This window comes from Sphingobacteriaceae bacterium (genome assembly GCA_002319075.1).
In the GTDB taxonomy this organism is placed as follows: domain Bacteria; phylum Bacteroidota; class Bacteroidia; order B-17B0; family Aurantibacillaceae; genus Aurantibacillus.
The window spans coordinates 2,438,254-2,456,253 of record NVQB01000001.1 but is presented as its reverse complement, the minus strand read 5'-3'; the positions used below and the strand labels follow the sequence as shown (position 1 = coordinate 2,456,253).

Genomic DNA, 18,000 nt, shown 5'->3' with positions numbered 1-18,000 from the left:
TAAAATTAGGGAATTGGGTCCCTTCTGCTTTAACGGCGGAAAATGTTTATTAACAAGGAAATTAACTTATTCAGATAGCGAAAAGCCCGATAAAAAGATGGGAACTAATAAGTAATTTTAGAGTTTATTTACTTCTCCAAAATTTATGATAACGAAAGAACTACTTGACAAAGCCATGAGCTACGCTCAATACAGAAGCTTATTAGAAGATTTACTTGCTCATGGAAAAACAACCGGACCAAATCAGAGTGAAGAATACATTGCCTACGCCAAAATAAATTTACAACGTATGCAGCGTCTCGAAAAGACGATAAACCTGGAGGAAGATTTAAAAAAAGCCCTTTTAAATGTTTCGGGCAAGTATCTTCTTTTAATTATTACAGAAGGCTGGTGTGGCGATGCGGCGCAAAATCTTCCTATTTTTCACCTTATTGAAAAAACATGTGAAGCTATTGAACTAAAACTCATTCTTCGCGACGAGCATTTAGAAATTATGGATCGCTATCTTACTAACGGGGCGCGTTCTATTCCGAAAGTTATTTTTCTTGATAAAATAACCCTGGAAGAAAAATTTGTTTGGGGACCCCGGCCTTCCGCGTTACAAGAGATAGTGGTGCAATTAAAAAAAGAAAATAAATCACACACCGAAAAAGGTTTGATAACGCAAAATTGGTATAATGCCGATAAAACAAAAAGCCTGCAAAATGAAATTCTAAAATTGGTACGGAATTTGTAAAAGCAATCCTCCATTAAAAATCAAATGATTACCCGAACGGTTTCCCTTTATAAAACCTCATTCACCGGATTGTCTTCACAAACCTGGTTGCTTTCGTTTATTATGCTCATTAACCGGAGTGGCACCATGGTTGTTCCCTTTATGACGCTTTATTTAACCGGCAAGACCATGAATCGCACGCTGGCGGAGGCCGGCACCGTAATGGGTTTGTTCGGCTTAGGATCAATAGTTGGCGCCTATTTTGGGGGAAAATTTTCTGACAAGATCGGCTTCTTTAAAATTCAACTTTTCACTTTAATTTTTGGGGGACTGTTATTTATTATTCTAGGTCAGATAAAATCTTACCCGCTTATTTGTTTGTTTACTTTTTTATTGAGTGCAGTAAACGAGGCTTTTCGTCCGGCCAACTCTTCTGCCATTGCTTTTTACAGCAAGCCCGAAAACAGAACACGTTCTTATTCGTTAAACCGTCTTGCGATAAATCTGGGTTGGGCAGTGGGCGCGTCTTTGGGAGGCTTCATTGCGTCCTACAACTATGAGTTATTGTTTTGGGTAGATGGATTCACAAATATTTTCGCGGCGATTTTACTCTTCATTTTTTTGAGACCTGCAAAAATAGAAAAGAAGGTGGAAGTGAATCATGCCGAAGTTCCACCTGCACAGTCTGCTTACCGGGATAAAACTTATTTATGGTTTATTTTTTTAGTGACCATTTTCGGATTGTGTTTTTTCCAAATGTTCACTACTATTCCAAAGTATTGGCGAGATAACTTGTTTCTGAGCGAGAACTATATTGGTTTTATAATGGCCGTTAATGGTCTTATAATAGTTGGTGTAGAAATGGTATTGGTTTATATTCTGGAACAAAAAAAGAGAACAGTTTTTTTTATAAGCCTGGGCACATTCGTGTGTGCAGTATCGTTTTTTAGTTTATTGCTTCCCGGAAATGCTAAATATGTTACACTCTTTATGATTCTCCTCATTACTGTAGGAGAAATTATCAGCATGCCCTTCATGAATTCTTTCTGGATCTCGCGCTCAAACGAAACCAACCGTGGTCAGTATGCTGCATTGTATACTATTGCCTGGGGTTTGGGACAAACCTTTGGCCCTTTTCTGTGCTCTAATCTTGTAGAGGCAACAAATTTTGAAACACTGTTTATTGTTTTAGGAGTTGCTTTGCTCATTGCAGCTTTTGGTTTCACCCGCCTAACAATGAAAAAGCTGTAGAATTTAATTAGAGCGCGCACGGCGACCAATGCCATGACAATCTTTTCTGCGATCGCGTAATTTGATGTTTAAAGTAACTCCGTAGTAAAAATACCAATCCCTGGTGCTCGGGTTTCCGCGCATACTTCCCGGACTAGCAGAGCCATCAAGTGTACGATCGGTTAAACTTCCCGCATTGTCGGTACCCACTGAATTGGGATATGCCCCCTTAATATCATCCAGGTAATCTGTAAATGTTCTTCTGGGGCCCCACTCTATGCCCAAACCAACCTTCTCGCCCATATTCCATTTGAGTCCAACACCAAACGGAATACTCACTTGAATTTTACGGTAGGATTTGGTTTGATCCTCTGTATGTAAATCTCTTAAAGGAATATAAGTGCCATCCACATTGGCTTTTGGATTAAAATAAAAACAGGCAAAACCTGCGAAAACAAACATGGTAAATTTGTAACGGTCGTTACCAATGCGGTATTCCACAAAATTAAATTCCCCCGTACCGTTTAATTCTAAAATTTGGCTTTTAAAATTGAGATTTCTTTCTACCTGGTCAGGTTCTCCACTCGCAGCATCGCTCCCACTAATTTGTCCATAGTTAAAGCCAAAACGCAGAGCATAACGATAACTGAGTGCATGCCTGTAAAAAATGCCCACTGCAGGGCTGGAGGCTTTGAAATGGCCCCTAGGATTAATGTCACCAATATAGTAAGATGCGCCACCAAAAAAACCTAATTCTCTTTGGGAAAAAGTACGTTTCTTAATCTTGGCGATCGACCTCCTGAATTGGGCAGCGCCCGCAAGGGTGAGGAGGCAGAAAAAATATAAAAGGACTCTTTTTAACAAAATCAATACTAGAAACGTAAATTTAACCCTTTTATTGTGCTTTTTCGGGAGGATAAGTCATAAAAACTCTAAATATTTAAGGGTCTTAAGGAGGCTAAAGCCTGGTAAATTACTACTCGTGAAGTATTAATCCATTTATAGTTTGCTTAGATTTGTGGTTCTAAAATACACGCATTGCCAGAAGAAAAAAAATACCAACCTATAGGCGTTTTCGATAGCGGCTTCGGAGGCTTAACTGTTTTAAAAGAAATCGTTTCACAATTGCCTGAATATGATTACCTCTACCTTGGCGACAATGCGCGCGCGCCTTATGGATCGAGAAGTTTTGAAACGGTTTACGACTACACGCTGGAATGCGTAAAACACTTATTTGATAAAGGTTGTCATCTCGTCGTATTAGCTTGTAATACTGCATCGGCTAAAGCTTTGCGTACCATTCAGCAAAAAGATCTTCCTGTTCTTGCGCCTGATAATCGCGTGCTAGGCGTTATTCGTCCGACCACAGAAATTATTGGTCACCATAGTAAAAGTGGACACGTAGGCGTTCTCGGCACCCAGGGAACCGTTAGTTCCGGATCCTACCTTGTAGAAATTGAAAGATTTTTTCCGGATTTAAAGGTTTACCAGGAAGCTTGCCCTATGTGGGTTCCGCTTATTGAGAACAATGAATTTGATAATGAAGGCGCTGACTTTTTTATCAAGCGACACGTGGAACATTTGATGCAGCAACAAAAAGAAATTGATGCCATTATTCTGGGTTGCACACACTATCCTCTGATCCAGGATAAAATAAAAAAATACCTTCCTGCAAATGTCGAATTACTCTCTCAGGGAACCATTGTGGCCAAGGGGTTAAAAGACTATTTAAATCGTCACCCCGAAATAGAAAGAGTTTGCAGTAAAAATAAATCCCTTCATTTTTTTACCACCGACCTCCCGGAAACCTTTGATAAAGCAGCGAGTTTGTTTTATGGGAAGGATGTGGCTTCTGTGCATTTGGCTTTGTAAAAATAAAAAGCCCCGCGTAATAAACGCAGGGCTTCCTTTAAAACTACTTTGATCACTTCTTATTAGCCGCCGCCTTAGCATCCGCTTTCACTTTGGCATCTTCCATTTCTTTGATACATCTCTGTTCTGCGTCGTTGATGAGTTTTACAACTTTTTTATCGACTTCCTGTTTTGCTTTTTCTGCTGCCTTTTTAGCGGCTACTTTCGCTATTGGATTGCTGGCTTGTTCCACCAGTTTATCTGCTGCTGCGTAACCTTCTTGTTTTTGTTTTTCAGCCTGAGCCTGCGCTTCTCCTTTTTGTTTTTCACACTGGGCTTTTGCATCTTCCAGAATTTTTTGTACTTCTTCGTTGGTTTTATCAATACCTGCGTTCAGAGCTTGTGTTGTAACTGTTGACACAACACTCGGCTGACCTTCAGTGCCTTTCATGCCTGTTTTAATGGTTGGATTGGTTACTGTTCCACCCATAGAAACATTGACATTTATTTTTTCTCCTAAAGATACATTGGTGCCTGCTTTTGAGTTCGCTTGTGCCATAAGCCCATCTAACACATTATTAGCCGCTCCACCAAACATTTTGCGTGGAATCTCCATTTTGTATTTGTAATCAATGGTTTGATCTAATCCAGTGCTTCCGCTTATGTTTGTATTAATACCAGCAATTTTTACATCAAATGGTTCGAGGTTTAAACGTCCTGCTTTGATAAAGTATTTTGCATTTACATTATCCACTTCCATATTTTTCAGCTGCTCAATTTTTAATGCTTCGCCTAATTTTACAAAAGGAGGAAAACCACCTACACTTACTTTGTTTGTTTTGAAAACACCATGTGCGTCAACAGCATTCAAATCTGGTTCCATTTTTTCATTTAAAGAAGTTTTAAAGTTCTCCAGAGTCGCAGTAAACATTCCTTTGGCGTATTGACCAATAGGAGCGAGTTTTGCAACAGTATTAAAAGTTTTGAAGGTTGTTTGAATGTCAAAGTTCTCCATTTTTAAATTCATGGAAACTGTTGGTTTTTTAGGATTGGTTGTTTCGTAGTACCCATTTACAGTAAGACCACCTCCGATAACATTCATTTTTAAATTGGTCATGTCTACTTTTTGATCACGCACAACTATGTTACCAATCATGTTATCTAACACGAGGTTTGTGTAAAGTACCTTGCCGATTTTTGCATCCAGATTAAAATCATAATTAGCAGGAACTACAAAAACACTTGCAGCTGCAGTATCAGCCGCCACAGTTGCCGTAGCCGCAGCTGAAGTATCGGTAGAAGCCATCAGTTCATTCAGATCCATCAAATTACTGTTTAACGCAAAGGAGCCTTTGATTAAATCGTCTTTAAAAATATACTGAAGTAAATTGTCAATACGTCCCGAAGCCTTGATATCACTTTTACCCATTAGGGCATCAAATGCCGCTAACTCTACAAACTGAGTTGTAAAGTTCAACTTCATGGTATTTAATTTTACTTCGTAAGGAAGAGTGGCCGTTTTGTAATTCATCTTATCAATTTCGAACGAACCACTAGCTTGAAATTTGTCGAATTCTTTTTTGTCGATAGCACTCATGTGACCATCAGCACTAATGTCGGCTTTAATGATCCCACTTAAATCATCCCCTTTATCCATCGGTACAAACTCTTTTACAGAAGCAAGATTGATCAAGCCTTTGATATTAGCCCTAATGCCTGGATCTGAAATCGGAGTTTTTACGTGAGCTACGATGTCTATAGGATTACCCGCCATCTCGATATGAAATTTGTTTACATCAACTGTAGTTGCATCTAATACTCCTGTTGGATTAAGAACTTTTACGTCGATATTAATATTATTAACCGCTTTCGGAAGATCAGGATATTTAAACATCGCATCCATGATAGCCAGATTAACACCAAATGCGGGCATTTGTGCAGCATTGTACCTGCCTTTAGCATGTCCATCTAATTTTAACTTTCCGGAAGTTTTTACCGAAGCAAAGTCTTTGCTGTAAACGCTTGGAATCAAGGACAAAATAGCTTTGAACTCTGTTTGTTTCGCGGCAAATTTCAGATCCATATCAATATTAGTATCAGGCATTAAAACGTAGCCATCAAATCCTAAAGTAAGATCGTTGAGACTCAACTCATTTTCTTTAAATCCGAATCTCATTTTAAGCATGTCCATATCCAGATCAGCTTTCATTTTGGTATGTACTTCGTTTAAGTAAGCAACACCATCCATTTTGAAAGTGGTTTTTGCAATGTCAATTAAGTTGTTCATTACAAAAACATCCTGCGTGAAATCGCCATTCATTGTGTAATTAAAATTCTCAAGCTTGCTGTACATGTTGCCTTGCTGATCATCATATACAATATAAGCTTCACTGATTTTAAATTCTTTTAACTGCATTTTGAATTTTGTAGGAGCTGAAGTATCGGGAGCTGCAGCTATTGTGTCAGCGCTTGGTTTGGCGATATCGTAATTAGCTTTACCACTCTTTAGAACTTTCACCTGGATGCGTGCTTTATCGATCACAATAGAATTAATCTGGTACTGATCACCACTTAAAACACTTTTTAAATTAATATCGGTTTTTAATTCGCCAATATAAGCCAGCGTGTCTCCTTCAAATTCATTCACTCCAATAACGCTTACTTTTTGAATTTTAAATCGGAAATCAGGAAAAGAGGAGATCAAACTGAGATCAAAATCTCCAAAATCTACTTTTGCGTTCAGGTTAGCATTTGCCTGTTCTTTTACTATCGCAACAATTTTATCCTTAAAAATAAAAGGTGCGGCAATCAACAAAAGAATAATTACAAGCAAAGAGATGCCTGTCCATTTTAAAATGCGTCTGATTAAGCTTTTCTTAGGTTTTGGAGTGGTCATAGTTATGTTAAATTTTAGATGTGTTAAAAATAAGAAGAATTAGGGGAACAAAATCGAATTTAACGCCATACCAAATTTAATTATAACTAATTGGGAATTCAGTAGTTATAAAATCAATAGGCCCGGCGAGTGTTAAATTTCCGGCTGAACCCAACGCTTCTTTAAAACACTTTGTATTTGTTTGTATTACCCTGTAAAAGATGAGTGAACAGGTGATAACCAAGGCTAGATTTTATTAACCCAGTAATTATAGATTGTTACGCTCTAGTGTTTAGTTAGAAGAACAAAAAGGTTATCGCCAAACAGGCTTCCGAAAGGCAGCCTGTTTTTTTATGTTCAAACACTGACCGTTTCTTCCAAGAGGCTTTAAGAAAGCTCAAATTGCATTTTACTAAGTTTGTAGTAAAGTCCTTTGTCGTTTAAAATTAATTCCTGGTGCGTTCCGGTTTCCTGAATTACGCCATCCTGAAGAACAATAATTTTATCTGCTTTTTTAATGGTGGACAAACGGTGGGCAATAACCACACTGGTGCGACCAACCATTAATTTATCCAGGGCTTCTTGTACAAGGTATTCACTTTCGCTATCGAGACTGCTGGTGGCCTCATCTAATATTAAAATGCTCGGATCTTTTAAAACTGCCCTGGCAATGGCTATACGCTGACGTTGTCCGCCTGATAACTGAATGCCGCGTTCTCCAACCAATGTTTTAAATTGATCAGGAAAAGAAATAATAAAGTCATAGGCATTGGCTTTACGCGCCGCTTCTTCAATCTCAGCATCCGTTGCATTTGGTCTGCCATAGGCAATGTTATCTTTTATAATTCCTGCAAACAAAATAACATCCTGCGGAACAAGAGCAATTTGTTTTCTGAGTTCAGTTAAAGAAATAGAGGTGCTGTTAATTCCATCGATGGTTATGGTGCCGCTTGTAGGATCATAAAACCTAAGAATTAAAGAGGCAATAGTAGTTTTGCCGGAACCGCTTGATCCCACCAGAGCAACCGTTTGCCCCGCTTCTACTTTAAAGTCAACATTTTTTAATACATTAAAATCAGGGCGTGAAGGATAATTAAACGAAACGCTGTTGAATTGAATTTCGCCTTTGGTGTAACTTCCGGCAACTTTATTATCTTTTAAAAGATCGATACTTTCAATATCGCCATCTATTAACTCAAACACCCTGTCAGTAGCTCCCAGAGCTCTTTGCAAAGACGCGATCTGTTCGGGAAGACCACCTAATGATCCTGCTACAAAAAGAGAAAGCATCATAAAAGTTCCGAATTCTTTAGGTTGAATACTTCCATCAACTTTTAGTGCATAAAGCATCTGCCAAAGGATAAAAAAGATAGACCCAAAAACAAAAAGCATAACGAACGAAAAAAACAAACCTCTGAAAATACCGTATTTTAAACCAAATTCTCGTACGCCATTTGTTACAACATCGTATTTATTAATTTCATACTGTTCGTTTGTAAAAGTCTTTACGTTGGTAATACCGGTAAACGCCTCTCCAACAATAACGTTAGACTCTGCAATTTTTTCCTGGTAACTCTTTGAGAACTTGCGAATTTTTCTGGAAAACAAAATTGCAACAATAGTAAGTGGCGGAATGATGATAAGAAACCATTTGGCAATAACCCATTTTGTTGTGGCCATTAAAAGCACCAGGCCACCAACACCAACAATAGATTGCCTAATAATTTCGGCGATGTTTACAGTAAAGGCCTCCGATATTACGTTTATATCTGTCGCTATACGACTACTTAATTCTGAGACCTGGTTTTTTGAGAAAAAACTCATAGGCATTTGAATCAAACGATCAAAGGTATCTTTACGAATGGCTTTTAAAACATTTTCAGTTACCTGTGCAAATAAATAAACCCTTCCAAAAGAAAACGCCGCCTGGGCAACCAGAATAACAAGCAATACCACTCCTATTTCCATTAATTCCTGCCTAAGAGCCCCGCCGGTTTTAGAATTATCTCCAATGTATCCCAGCATTTCTCCAGACTTCATGGGGAATACAAGACCAACTCCCGCACTGGCAGCCAAAAAGATCAAACCAAGGATAAATTTCCATTTCTGTTTGCCCAAATAGGAGAACAAACGCGTTGATTTCCTGAGGTTTGCAAGAGTAAGTTTACTTTTTGGTAACTCGTCCTTTGTAATGGGTTTTTCTGCTGCCTGTTCTTGTCTTTTCGCCATAGAAGGCACAAAATTAGGCGATAAATTGATTAGTCCTGTCATTTAATTGTAATTTGGCAGTTTTATATGTCTGCTTTTTCGAAATAAAATTTGTCAATACCAAAATTAGCCCTATATTTGCACTCCATTTTTAGGAATATAAACACATTTTAATTACAGAATATCATGAAAAGGACCTTCCAACCATCGCAACGCAAGAGAAAAAATAAACATGGTTTTAAAGAGCGTATGGCAACTGCAAACGGACGTCGTGTTTTAGCATCCCGCCGTGCAAAAGGCCGCGCAAAATTGACTGTTAGCAGCGAAAAAACTCACAAATAGAATTCTTTTGTTTAAAAAATTGAAGCCGTCCGGATCTCCGTACGGCTTTTTTGCTTTTCCCATGAACCTTCATTAAAATCCTAAATCAATCGGAAAGGGGATCAGGCGCGAAAGTTGGGATCATGCTCAAATGCCATGGGGAAGAAAATAAAGTTTGATTGTAGTGTAGATGCTAATCCTATAAATAGCTTTCTATCTGCGGCTTTAACCGAAAGCGGTGTTACCCTGTATTTGTTTCCGGATCTGGCTTAAAGATAAGTGTGCCGGCAGAGCTTTAGAAAGAGTATAAAAAGGCGAAAGCTGTTTGGTTCGTCTTCGCTTAATAGCTGCTGACGGGATAGCAGGTGTCTTGGATGCCTTCACTTTCTCATGAGATTTTTTAATCAACCCTTCTATGAGCAGAAGATCATACAGGCAAAGATTTTCGCTTATTTTGAATTCCTTTAAAAGTGCCCTGGCTTCTATTGTCTGCATCCCTTTCATTGGATCGCGCTTTCCACGAAGAGAGTCCTTATCGTTATCTGCGAGCAGGCGCATCAACTTCATGAGCCGGTGGTAAAGGCTTTTGTCTCTATGAGCAGTGTGTTTTATTACCAGGCGGCGCAGAGCAGCAGCAGCCCGTGCACAAGTTGTGAATTCCTCGCTGTTCTCTCTTGATCGGACAAATGCCGGTGAGGTTTTGAATTGTTTGCGGCCCGGCCCTCCCTTGGCCCTGGCCAGCCAGCCAAAGACACTGTGGTAAAAAGAAATACCATTTACAGTACCTGAGAGTTTTATATCACCGACCTGAAATGCCATATACAAAGATACCTCGAAATTGAACGAAAAATTTGACGAATGAGTAAGAGTGCCTTGACCTCTGAGGGAAGGTGTATGAGAAGCTGAGTGAATGGATGTATTTTATACTAAAAGACGGGATATGTACGGGGTAAGTAGGGAGTATTGTGCAAGGAACCAAGGAGCTGGTATAAAGCTGGTGAGTTTTACACCACTCCTTTTGGACCTGATCAAGAAAAGTGGCCTCCCGGGTTTAAAGGGAGCCTGGCCAGAAAATCACTCCAGACTGTTAAACTGAAAGCGTATTCTTTCAACTTTTTCCAACTTTTCAGATTGACTCGGAGTATATTAAATGAAAAACCGCCTTCCCTTTTGCAGCTGAAAGCGGTTAACCAATCTATATCTGAAAAACGGAACTACCAAAACCGCTTTTCAACGAAACAAAATTACAGAGATAAACTACAAACCTCTTTAAGCTAGTGTTACGAAATTGAGAAGTTAACTCTAAAATGGAAGAGCTTACATAAACCTATGGGAATCGAGAGTTTGTGATTAGCTGCCTTAGCCCACTATTACTTCACGCAGCACTTCCAGGCTTTTCACCTCATTAAAATTAGGAATATGTAATTTGTAATAAGCCAAAAGTATTTCCAAAATAAGTTGACGCTGTGAATTGCTGATGTTTGTTTTTAAACTATTGATCTTTAAGAATTCGGAAAATAAAAAAGAGTCCTCCTTGGTTAGTCCCAAAGGCATGGTTAATCCTATTGCCGAGAACTTACCTTCTCTGCAATCAAAATAAGGTGTTTGCTGACTAAAATTATTTTGTGGTTCAAAGCCAAGATATTTTGTAAGCTCCGTTAAAAAGTACAGATGCAGGTTCACTGCCTCATCTGTATCGTTCAAAAATTTAAGACAGGTTTCTACAAACTCAAATAGGTGGGCATTGGCTCCTTGCTCCTTTAACGTCTTAATAAGAATTTCGTTTAAAAACTGGGCAATGGTAAGCTTTACGATGGAATTTGAAATGCTTGTATTGATATAATAACAAGAAGCCTCGGTGAGCTGATGAATTTCTTTATTCTGCTTAATGATAAGTTCAACATCGAGCAAACTTAAAGGCAAGATAGCGCTTGGTTTAATTTTAGAGGAAGGTGCGTTTGCAACGTGGGTTGAAACAGTTACCATGCCCTGAGAGCGGGTATAAAGCTTTATAATGAACTTTTTATCGCCATGCTTGATGGCTTGTAGAACAATGGCTTTGTCTGAAACCCGCATTAATTAACCACCAGAACTTTCGTTAGTGCTTTTAGTTCGCCTGTAGTTGTTGCAGCATATACGATGTAAACACCTGAACTCACGCGGTTGTTAGCGAAAGTTGTTACAGGCCACTCAATTTGTCCACCGGTTGATTTAGCTTCCCAAACCATGTTGCCGCTTTCATCAGCAATTTTTACTACTGAGTCATCTATTAGTCCGCGTATTAATACAGAGCCTGTGTAATTTGGTTTTACCGGATTTGGGTACGCATATACATCTGAATACGTTTCTCCGCCAGCGAGTGTAATGCCGCGGTAGGATTGCAGGCCTGCGTCGGTAGCAAAGAAAAGGTCTCCGGTAACTTCATCGTAATTGATCTCAACTATTGTGTTTGAATATAAAGAGCTGTTTTCTTTGGTAAAATGATAAAGTTCTCTTTGACCATCGGGACTGAAACAGTAAATGCCGCCCGACAAAGTGCCGCACCATTTGTTATTGGCTCCATCTACCTTAATAGAGGTAACAACTTCTTTTCCCAACAACAACTCCACGTTTCCATCCTGAACAATCTTTATTGGCTGAGCATCGAAATCATTGCCGCTAAAAATAGCGCTGGGATTATAAAAAACACTGATTCCTTCGCCGGTTCCTATCCATATTTTTCCATCAAGGTCTTCGGCAATAGCGTAAACCGTATTCGATTGTAAGCGTCCACTACCAACAGCATTCGTCAGAATTCTATAGTTAACGCCCAACTGCGGTGTATTAAAATTTTTATGATTATAAACTGTTATTCCGGCATCTCTCTCATGTAGAATCCAAATCTGGTTGTTTTTGTCAACAAATGTTTTACGGATAAATCCCCTATTTGACTCAAAGCCAAAATTCTGATACTGTCCGTTTCTTTTAATTACACTTAAATAACTCTTAACATCGCTGTTGGCAAACCACAGGTTACCACTCTTGTCCATGCTTAATCCAGAACAGCGCGGTTCTCCAGGAAGAATACCAGGCATAGGGTAATTTCCCGACCAATAGGAAGGTGTTACCTGTTTTCCATTTTTATACTTTATTACACCGTAATACCACGAACATGCCCACAGCACTGTGGTATCAAGCCTGTCCCACAATACAGAAGTAACATCATTTACTATAGCTCCGTCGTCCTGGAAACATTTTAAATATGACCACTCACCATTTTTTAAAATATTAATGCCTTCGCGGGAATAATTTCCTGTTCCGGCATTATTAATGTACGAAGGCGACACCGCCACCTTACCTCTAAAAATATCAGTATTGCTTATGGTATTTTTATTCATTCCATTCCTTGTAATTTTGTCAGGATTGTCCCAGAAAAAATAAAAACGATTCAAGCCAAAACGCGCGTCGGCGGTCCAGTGAGCCACGTTACCATTCGCTTCTTTACCAATATAGGCATCTCTTAACGTGGAGTAGTCTACTTCACCCTTGTAACTTTCGAGGTGTTGGGTTGACTTGCCATCAGCTAAATTTAAAACCCATAAACCAGTAAGATCTGCGAAAGAAAAATAATTCTCATAAACGGGTCCTAAAAAGCGAATAAAAGAGCCAACGCTATCCATAGGTGGATATTTTTTCCAACCCGTATTGCTGTAGATATAAAGGGTATCTTTTCCTGCATTGGCGTAATCTACATGACTTGGATTGTAAACCGTCAAAATAGTACCGCCTACGTTTTTAACACCACCAAAATACCCTTGTGGCATGTTGTTTAAAGTATCGAGACGCCAGTTTTTATAGTTAATCAGCGCTTTGGAACGGTTCGCGCTATACATCCCATCTGGAGTTGCAGCGAAAATGAGAGAATCATTAAAGGCTAGCTCATTTACCTCAAGATAGCCAGCATCAGGACCAATAATATAGGTTTCCTTAGTCTCAAACTTATCCATATCAAAAACCACTATCCCAAAGCCGCAGGATAAGTAAGCGAATTGTTTATCGAAAGTAACCGCGTTAATTAATTTTTTTCCATTTAAGGCTTTGAGTTTTATATCGGGATAGTTTTTAAGGTTTTTATTGGCATCAATAACATCGATGTTGCAGTTATCGTAAATAATTAAAACTTTATTGTTGTAAGGATTTGCCCTTACAAGCCTAACACCAATATCACTAAGACCATTGATTTTATTAAGCGTTTGCGGAGCCAGTTCTTTTTCGTCAAATCTGATTACTCCATTAAAATACGAAGCGTAAATTGTGCTGCCAACCCTTGTAACACTGTTGCAGGTATTTATGCCTAAATGATCTTGCCAGGTTCTAGGGCCAATTTGTGAAAAAGCCTGAAAAAAAATTACAGTAAAAACAAAACTAAGTATCCGCATCATATTTTAAATTCAGCAATTGTATTATAACGCTAAAATTACAATAATATTATATCTCCGCGAGCAAATATGGTGCTATATTTGTTCTCCCGATTACTATCGGTATAAGGCTCCGTAGTTCAATGGATAGAATGACAGATTCCGGTTCTGTTGGTTGGGGGTTCGAGTCCCTTCGGAGTCACGAATAAATGCAAAAGTGTTTTGGCTATGCCAAAACTTTTTTGTTTTATCCCAGGCGCTTAAAGCTTGCTTTAAAGCGACGGGGATAAAACAAAAAGGAAATGCAAAGCATTTTACTTTTGAATTGTGACTTCGCACGAGAAGGGTCCGGCGTAGCCAATCCCTTCGGTGTAAAAAACCTAAAGCTTGCTTTAAAGCGACAGGGGTAAAACAAAAAGGAAATGCAAAGCATTTTACTTTTGAATTATGACTTCGCACGAGAAGGGTCCGGCGTAGCCAATCCCTTCAGTGTAAAAAAAACCTAAAGCAATCTTTAAAGCGACGAGGATAAAACAAAAAGGAAATGCAAAGCATTTTACTTTTGAATTATGACTTCGCACGAGAAGGGTCCGGCGTAGCCAATCCCTTCAAATTCTTTAAAATAGTTTATCTTAACCGCCAGATTCTAACAGGACGTTTGGCGTATGACTTCTTTCTTTTCTTTTTTTAATAAAGTCCGTGCAGAAAAGTTTTTTCTTTTCACCTCTCTGTTTTTCGGACTCTGTTTTTTATTTATCACTCCACCTTTCCAGGTGCCCGACGAACCCAATCATTTTTACCGCACCTGGCAGATAGCAGAAGGTGAACTTATTTCGGTTAAACAAGATAAAAGAGTAGGAGGAAATTTACCCACAAGTCTCGAAAAACTAGTGCACTCTTATACGCGCATGATTGGTGTAAAGGATTTTAAGATCAAAGATCTGGAAATACAAAAAATCAGGGAAATTCCATTAGAACAGGAACAGCAAAAATTTTACGATTTTAATAACACTGCGCTATACTCTCCTGTTTGTTATATACCGGGAGCCATTGCTATTTTTATCACAAACCTTTGTAATGCAAATCCTTTTTACGCTTTTTATCTTGCACGCCTCTTCTCGCTTTTAACCTGGATTATGCTTGTTTTTTGCGCTATTAAAATTCTTCCTTTTTATAAATGGCTGTTTTCTTTTTTGGCCTTACTACCTATGTCTTTGTTCGTAAATATGTCGCTGAGTGCAGATGTTATTACCAACGCGGTTTGTTTTCTTTTTATAGCAACCGTAATTGGCTATGCCTACGATCCGTTTGCTTTTAATGCTACCCGGAGAGCGAAATTATTAGGAGTGATAGTACTGCTGGTTTCTATAAAATTAGTTTACGCACCACTACTCCTGCTACTATTAGTTATTCCAGGCGATAAATTTACAAGCCTTAAAAACCGTGTGTTTAACCTGGGTGTTTTAGTTTTGGCAGGCCTTGTGTTTTTTGTTTTCTGGAACACGCTGCTGAGCCCTCTTTACATAAATTACGAAAATTACAATCCGCAATTTCGCGATGGGGCGGCCCTTGTAAATGGTGCTGATGCAGGCAAACAGATGCACCTTATTTTACACGGAGGCTGGTATTTTTACGATGTTGTTGTGAAATCTTCCACTTTTGCTTTCGACATGTATTTCAACGGGTACATTGGAACTTTTGGCTGGCTTGAATTTTCGCTTCCTTTTTGGCTGGTTTGTTGTGCTTATTGTGCGCTTATTCTTTTATCCCTGGCAGATGGCAGCTCACAGCTACACGTCGGACTTGGAACAAAATTTATTTTCCTGCTTTCTTTTGTGATCATTTTATTTCTTGTTTTATTGTCACAACACCTTATTTGGGATTACGTTGGCGCAGAATTCATTGTGACTTTACAGGGCAGGTATTTTATTCCTTTTGTTCCGCTTTTTTTCGTTGTATTTTATAATCGCCTTTTTAGTGCAAAAAAACTTTCGATGTTCTTATCGATTTCAATAACATTGATATGCCTGATTATATCGTTACAGTTAATCTGGACACGTTATATTTAATACTCTATTTTTTTAACGGCACAAAAAACACTTCTACGCGTCTGTTTTTCTCCCGCCCTTCTGTAGTAGCATTTGTTGCCACCGGAAAATCATCTGCATACCCGTTTGTGCGAATCTTTCCCTTTAGCTCTGGCATTTTATTAATAAAATAAGATTGAATAGCATCGGCCCTCGCCAGCGATAATTTTTGATTCAAGGTTTTGTTCCCTGTGCTATCTGTATGCCCACTCACTACCAGATTAAACGTAGGATTCTTTTTTAACTCTTCCACAATAGCATCGAGTTCTTTTTTTGCTTCGGGTTTTATTTTTGATTCGTTGGTATTAAAAAGATAAAGTGCATTTAACGCCATTTGTTTGGCAGAACCAATTGCCGCGATAGCATCGATATCGGCACCCGGCCACATTTTATCTACTTTCTTAAGCGGAGTTGCAGCATCTACCAATTTTACATAGGTAAATAGTTCTCCCGGCTTTGTAGAATCCCCTATATCTATTAAAGCATTACCACCGCTTATTTTTCCTACATTTTTCCAGGTTTTCCCGTTCCGCGAAACATATAAAAACGTTTCTTCCACATATCTTCCAACCTCGAACACATAAAGATCAGGGCCTTCCACATTTACCAGGGCATTATCGGTAAAAGCCACAACGAGTTCGCCTCCTGTGCCTAAAGAAACAAAACCCGAAACAGTTGCTTCAACAAAATCAGGTTTTCCAACAGCGTCGTTAGGCTTTGAATTTTCAACAATAGGTGCAGGATTGCCAGGTTTATAACTTATTACTCTATCAGCAAAAGAAATGTCTCCTAAAGGAAGTTTTATTTTTCCTCCGTGACCATCGTTGTATTCTTTTTCTTCGTTTTGCGAAAAAGCAACTTGCCACGAAATTAAGGCAGTCAGACAAAAAAGTTTGAGGTTCATAAGGTGCTGTCTTTTCACAAAGATACCATATTTACCGCTCCCCCTAAAGAGGGGATATTTGCCCTGCAACCACTCAATTATGACTCTAGAAACGGCTTTTATAATAAAGCTTCCGGTTATATCAAATTCAATGCTATTTTTGCAGCAAAAATCAATCTATACATGAAAAAATTAATACTAGCCTTAATTGTAGCCTTTACGATTAATACAGTTAAAGCCGATGAAGGAATGTGGCTTGTTCACCTTATTGGTGAAAAAACTTACGCCGACATGGTGAAAAGAGGTCTGAAACTGAGCAAAGAGCAACTTTACAGCATGAACAAAAATAGTCTTAAAGATGCTATTGTTATTTTTGGAGGAGGCTGCACAGCAGAAGTAGTAAGCAAAGAGGGTTTATTATTTACAAATCACCATTGTGGTTACGATCAAATCGCAGCCAGAAGTACTGTAGAACATAATTATTTAAAAGACGGCTTCTGGGCAAAATCAAAACAGGAAGAAATTCCTTGTCCGGGTTTAAGTGTGCAGTTCCTGGTTAAGATAGACGATGTTACTGCAGTTGTTCTTGAAAAATTGAAGGATGTAAAAGCAAATGAAGTAACTTCTAAACTTCCTGCCATTCTTACGGAGATGTCTGCTAAGGCTTCTGAAGGCACAGGACAGGAAGTGCGCATAAGCAGCTTCTTTAAAGGCAATCAGTTTTTACAATTTACTTACCAGCCATATAAAGATGTGCGTTTAGTGGGAACACCTCCTGAAAGTATTGGAAAATTTGGTGGCGACACTGATAACTGGGAATGGCCGCGTCATACCGGTGACTTTTCTATCTTTCGTGTTTACATGTCAGCAGATGGAAAACCTTCTGACTACAAAGCAGACAACGTGCCTTATAAACCAAAACAGTTTTTAAATGTTTCTTTAAAAGGAGTGAATGACGGTGATTACGCTATGATTTATGGCTATCCGGGTGGAACAAACCGTTATGAAACTTCTTATGGCGTAAAACTGAAGATTGATGTTGAGAATCCAAATCTTGTAAATCTCAGAAATGAAAGATTAAAATTGATGTTGGCTGAAATGGTGAAAGATCCTGAAGTTAAAATACAATTGGCAAGTTCTTATGCCGGTATTGCTAACTACTGGAAATTTTTTTACGGGGAAAGTAAACAACTTGTAAAACACAATGTGCTTGCTCAAAAAGAAAAAGAAGAAAAAGCGTTTGAATTATGGGCAAAAGGAAAATCAGAATACGATAATCTTTTTCAAAATATTAAAAACACTTATGATGCATGGACTCCTTATGCTAAAGGACGTGTTTATTTAACGGAAGGGATTCTAGGTTCGCCATTAATGTCTGTAGCTTCGAACATGGGCAGAATACTTGATGAAAAGGCTGCAAAAAAACCAGAAGA

General features: G+C 38.6%; 13 protein-coding genes and 1 tRNA gene. 7 read left to right on the top strand and 7 right to left on the bottom strand.

Going from position 1 to position 18,000, the window contains the following annotated elements:
* Positions 1-145: 145 nt before the first annotated feature.
* Both CNR22_10695 and CNR22_10690 read left to right on the top strand, forming a co-directional pair.
* Positions 146-736, top strand: a complete 591-nt coding sequence (locus CNR22_10695) for a thioredoxin family protein (GenBank protein ID PBQ32219.1) — start codon at positions 146-148, stop codon at positions 734-736.
* A gap of 24 nt (positions 737-760) precedes the next feature.
* Positions 761-1,966 (top strand): MFS transporter, encoded by a 1,206-nt coding sequence (locus CNR22_10690; GenBank protein PBQ32218.1) that lies wholly within the window; start codon positions 761-763, stop codon positions 1,964-1,966.
* 3 nt (positions 1,967-1,969) lie between these two features.
* Here CNR22_10690 and CNR22_10685 read toward each other — a convergent pair whose 3' ends face one another.
* The gene (locus CNR22_10685) at positions 1,970-2,809 is read right to left on the bottom strand and encodes a hypothetical protein (protein PBQ32217.1); all 840 of its coding nucleotides are present in this window, start codon (positions 2,807-2,809) and stop codon (positions 1,970-1,972) included.
* A 174-nt stretch (positions 2,810-2,983) separates the two neighbouring features.
* On the opposite strand from CNR22_10685, the gene murI reads away from it, so the two are divergent.
* The gene (murI, locus tag CNR22_10680; GenBank protein ID PBQ32216.1) at positions 2,984-3,817 is read left to right on the top strand and encodes a glutamate racemase; all 834 of its coding nucleotides are present in this window, start codon (positions 2,984-2,986) and stop codon (positions 3,815-3,817) included.
* A gap of 52 nt (positions 3,818-3,869) precedes the next feature.
* On the opposite strand, the gene CNR22_10675 is transcribed toward murI, so the two are convergent.
* Together CNR22_10675 and CNR22_10670 are read right to left on the bottom strand one after the other, a co-directional pair.
* Positions 3,870-6,692, bottom strand: coding sequence for a membrane assembly protein AsmA (locus tag CNR22_10675; protein PBQ32215.1), 2,823 nt, complete (start codon positions 6,690-6,692; stop codon positions 3,870-3,872).
* 366 nt (positions 6,693-7,058) lie between these two features.
* Positions 7,059-8,900: a multidrug ABC transporter ATP-binding protein gene (locus CNR22_10670; protein ID PBQ32214.1), complete on the bottom strand. Its 1,842-nt coding sequence runs from the start codon at positions 8,898-8,900 to the stop codon at positions 7,059-7,061.
* Between the two features lie 165 nt (positions 8,901-9,065).
* Between CNR22_10670 and CNR22_10665 the strand changes: the two genes are divergently transcribed.
* Positions 9,066-9,221, top strand: coding sequence for a 50S ribosomal protein L34 (locus tag CNR22_10665; GenBank protein ID PBQ32213.1), 156 nt, complete (start codon positions 9,066-9,068; stop codon positions 9,219-9,221).
* A gap of 204 nt (positions 9,222-9,425) precedes the next feature.
* Here the strand turns inward: CNR22_10665 and CNR22_10660 are convergent, their stop codons facing one another.
* Positions 9,426-10,019: a hypothetical protein gene (locus tag CNR22_10660; protein PBQ32212.1), complete on the bottom strand. Its 594-nt coding sequence runs from the start codon at positions 10,017-10,019 to the stop codon at positions 9,426-9,428.
* Between the two features lie 144 nt (positions 10,020-10,163).
* Between CNR22_10660 and CNR22_10655 the strand changes: the two genes are divergently transcribed.
* Entirely contained in the window at positions 10,164-10,478 is a 315-nt protein-coding gene (locus CNR22_10655) for a hypothetical protein (GenBank protein ID PBQ32211.1), read from the top strand.
* Between the two features lie 81 nt (positions 10,479-10,559).
* Here CNR22_10655 and recO read toward each other — a convergent pair whose 3' ends face one another.
* Both recO and CNR22_10645 read right to left on the bottom strand, forming a co-directional pair.
* Positions 10,560-11,276: a DNA repair protein RecO gene (gene recO / locus CNR22_10650; GenBank protein ID PBQ32210.1), complete on the bottom strand. Its 717-nt coding sequence runs from the start codon at positions 11,274-11,276 to the stop codon at positions 10,560-10,562.
* Entirely contained in the window at positions 11,276-13,621 is a 2,346-nt protein-coding gene (locus CNR22_10645) for a hypothetical protein (protein ID PBQ32209.1), read from the bottom strand. The genes recO and CNR22_10645 overlap by 1 nt, the downstream gene beginning before the upstream one ends.
* A 105-nt stretch (positions 13,622-13,726) precedes the next feature.
* On the opposite strand from CNR22_10645, the gene CNR22_10640 reads away from it, so the two are divergent.
* Both CNR22_10640 and CNR22_10635 read left to right on the top strand, forming a co-directional pair.
* A tRNA-Arg gene (locus CNR22_10640) sits at positions 13,727-13,802 on the top strand.
* Between the two features lie 460 nt (positions 13,803-14,262).
* On the top strand, positions 14,263-15,666 hold the full coding sequence (locus CNR22_10635) for a hypothetical protein (GenBank protein PBQ32208.1): 1,404 nt from the start codon (positions 14,263-14,265) through the stop codon (positions 15,664-15,666).
* 4 nt (positions 15,667-15,670) lie between these two features.
* On the opposite strand, the gene CNR22_10630 is transcribed toward CNR22_10635, so the two are convergent.
* A complete protein-coding gene (locus tag CNR22_10630) occupies positions 15,671-16,588 on the bottom strand; it encodes a hypothetical protein (protein ID PBQ32207.1) in 918 nt (305 codons plus the stop codon).
* Positions 16,589-18,000 lie beyond the last annotated feature (1,412 nt).

Coding starts and splice junctions, on each gene's coding strand:
- CNR22_10645 (PBQ32209.1), bottom strand. CDS start 13,621: ATGATGCGGATACTTAGTTTTGTTTTTACTGTAATTTTTTTTCAGGCT.
- CNR22_10635 (PBQ32208.1), top strand. CDS start 14,263: ATGACTTCTTTCTTTTCTTTTTTTAATAAAGTCCGTGCAGAAAAGTTT.
- CNR22_10660 (PBQ32212.1), bottom strand. CDS start 10,019: ATGGCATTTCAGGTCGGTGATATAAAACTCTCAGGTACTGTAAATGGT.
- CNR22_10675 (PBQ32215.1), bottom strand. CDS start 6,692: ATGACCACTCCAAAACCTAAGAAAAGCTTAATCAGACGCATTTTAAAA.
- CNR22_10695 (PBQ32219.1), top strand. CDS start 146: ATGATAACGAAAGAACTACTTGACAAAGCCATGAGCTACGCTCAATAC.
- CNR22_10665 (PBQ32213.1), top strand. CDS start 9,066: ATGAAAAGGACCTTCCAACCATCGCAACGCAAGAGAAAAAATAAACAT.
- CNR22_10670 (PBQ32214.1), bottom strand. CDS start 8,900: ATGGCGAAAAGACAAGAACAGGCAGCAGAAAAACCCATTACAAAGGAC.
- CNR22_10690 (PBQ32218.1), top strand. CDS start 761: ATGATTACCCGAACGGTTTCCCTTTATAAAACCTCATTCACCGGATTG.
- recO (PBQ32210.1), bottom strand. CDS start 11,276: ATGCGGGTTTCAGACAAAGCCATTGTTCTACAAGCCATCAAGCATGGC.
- CNR22_10630 (PBQ32207.1), bottom strand. CDS start 16,588: ATGAACCTCAAACTTTTTTGTCTGACTGCCTTAATTTCGTGGCAAGTT.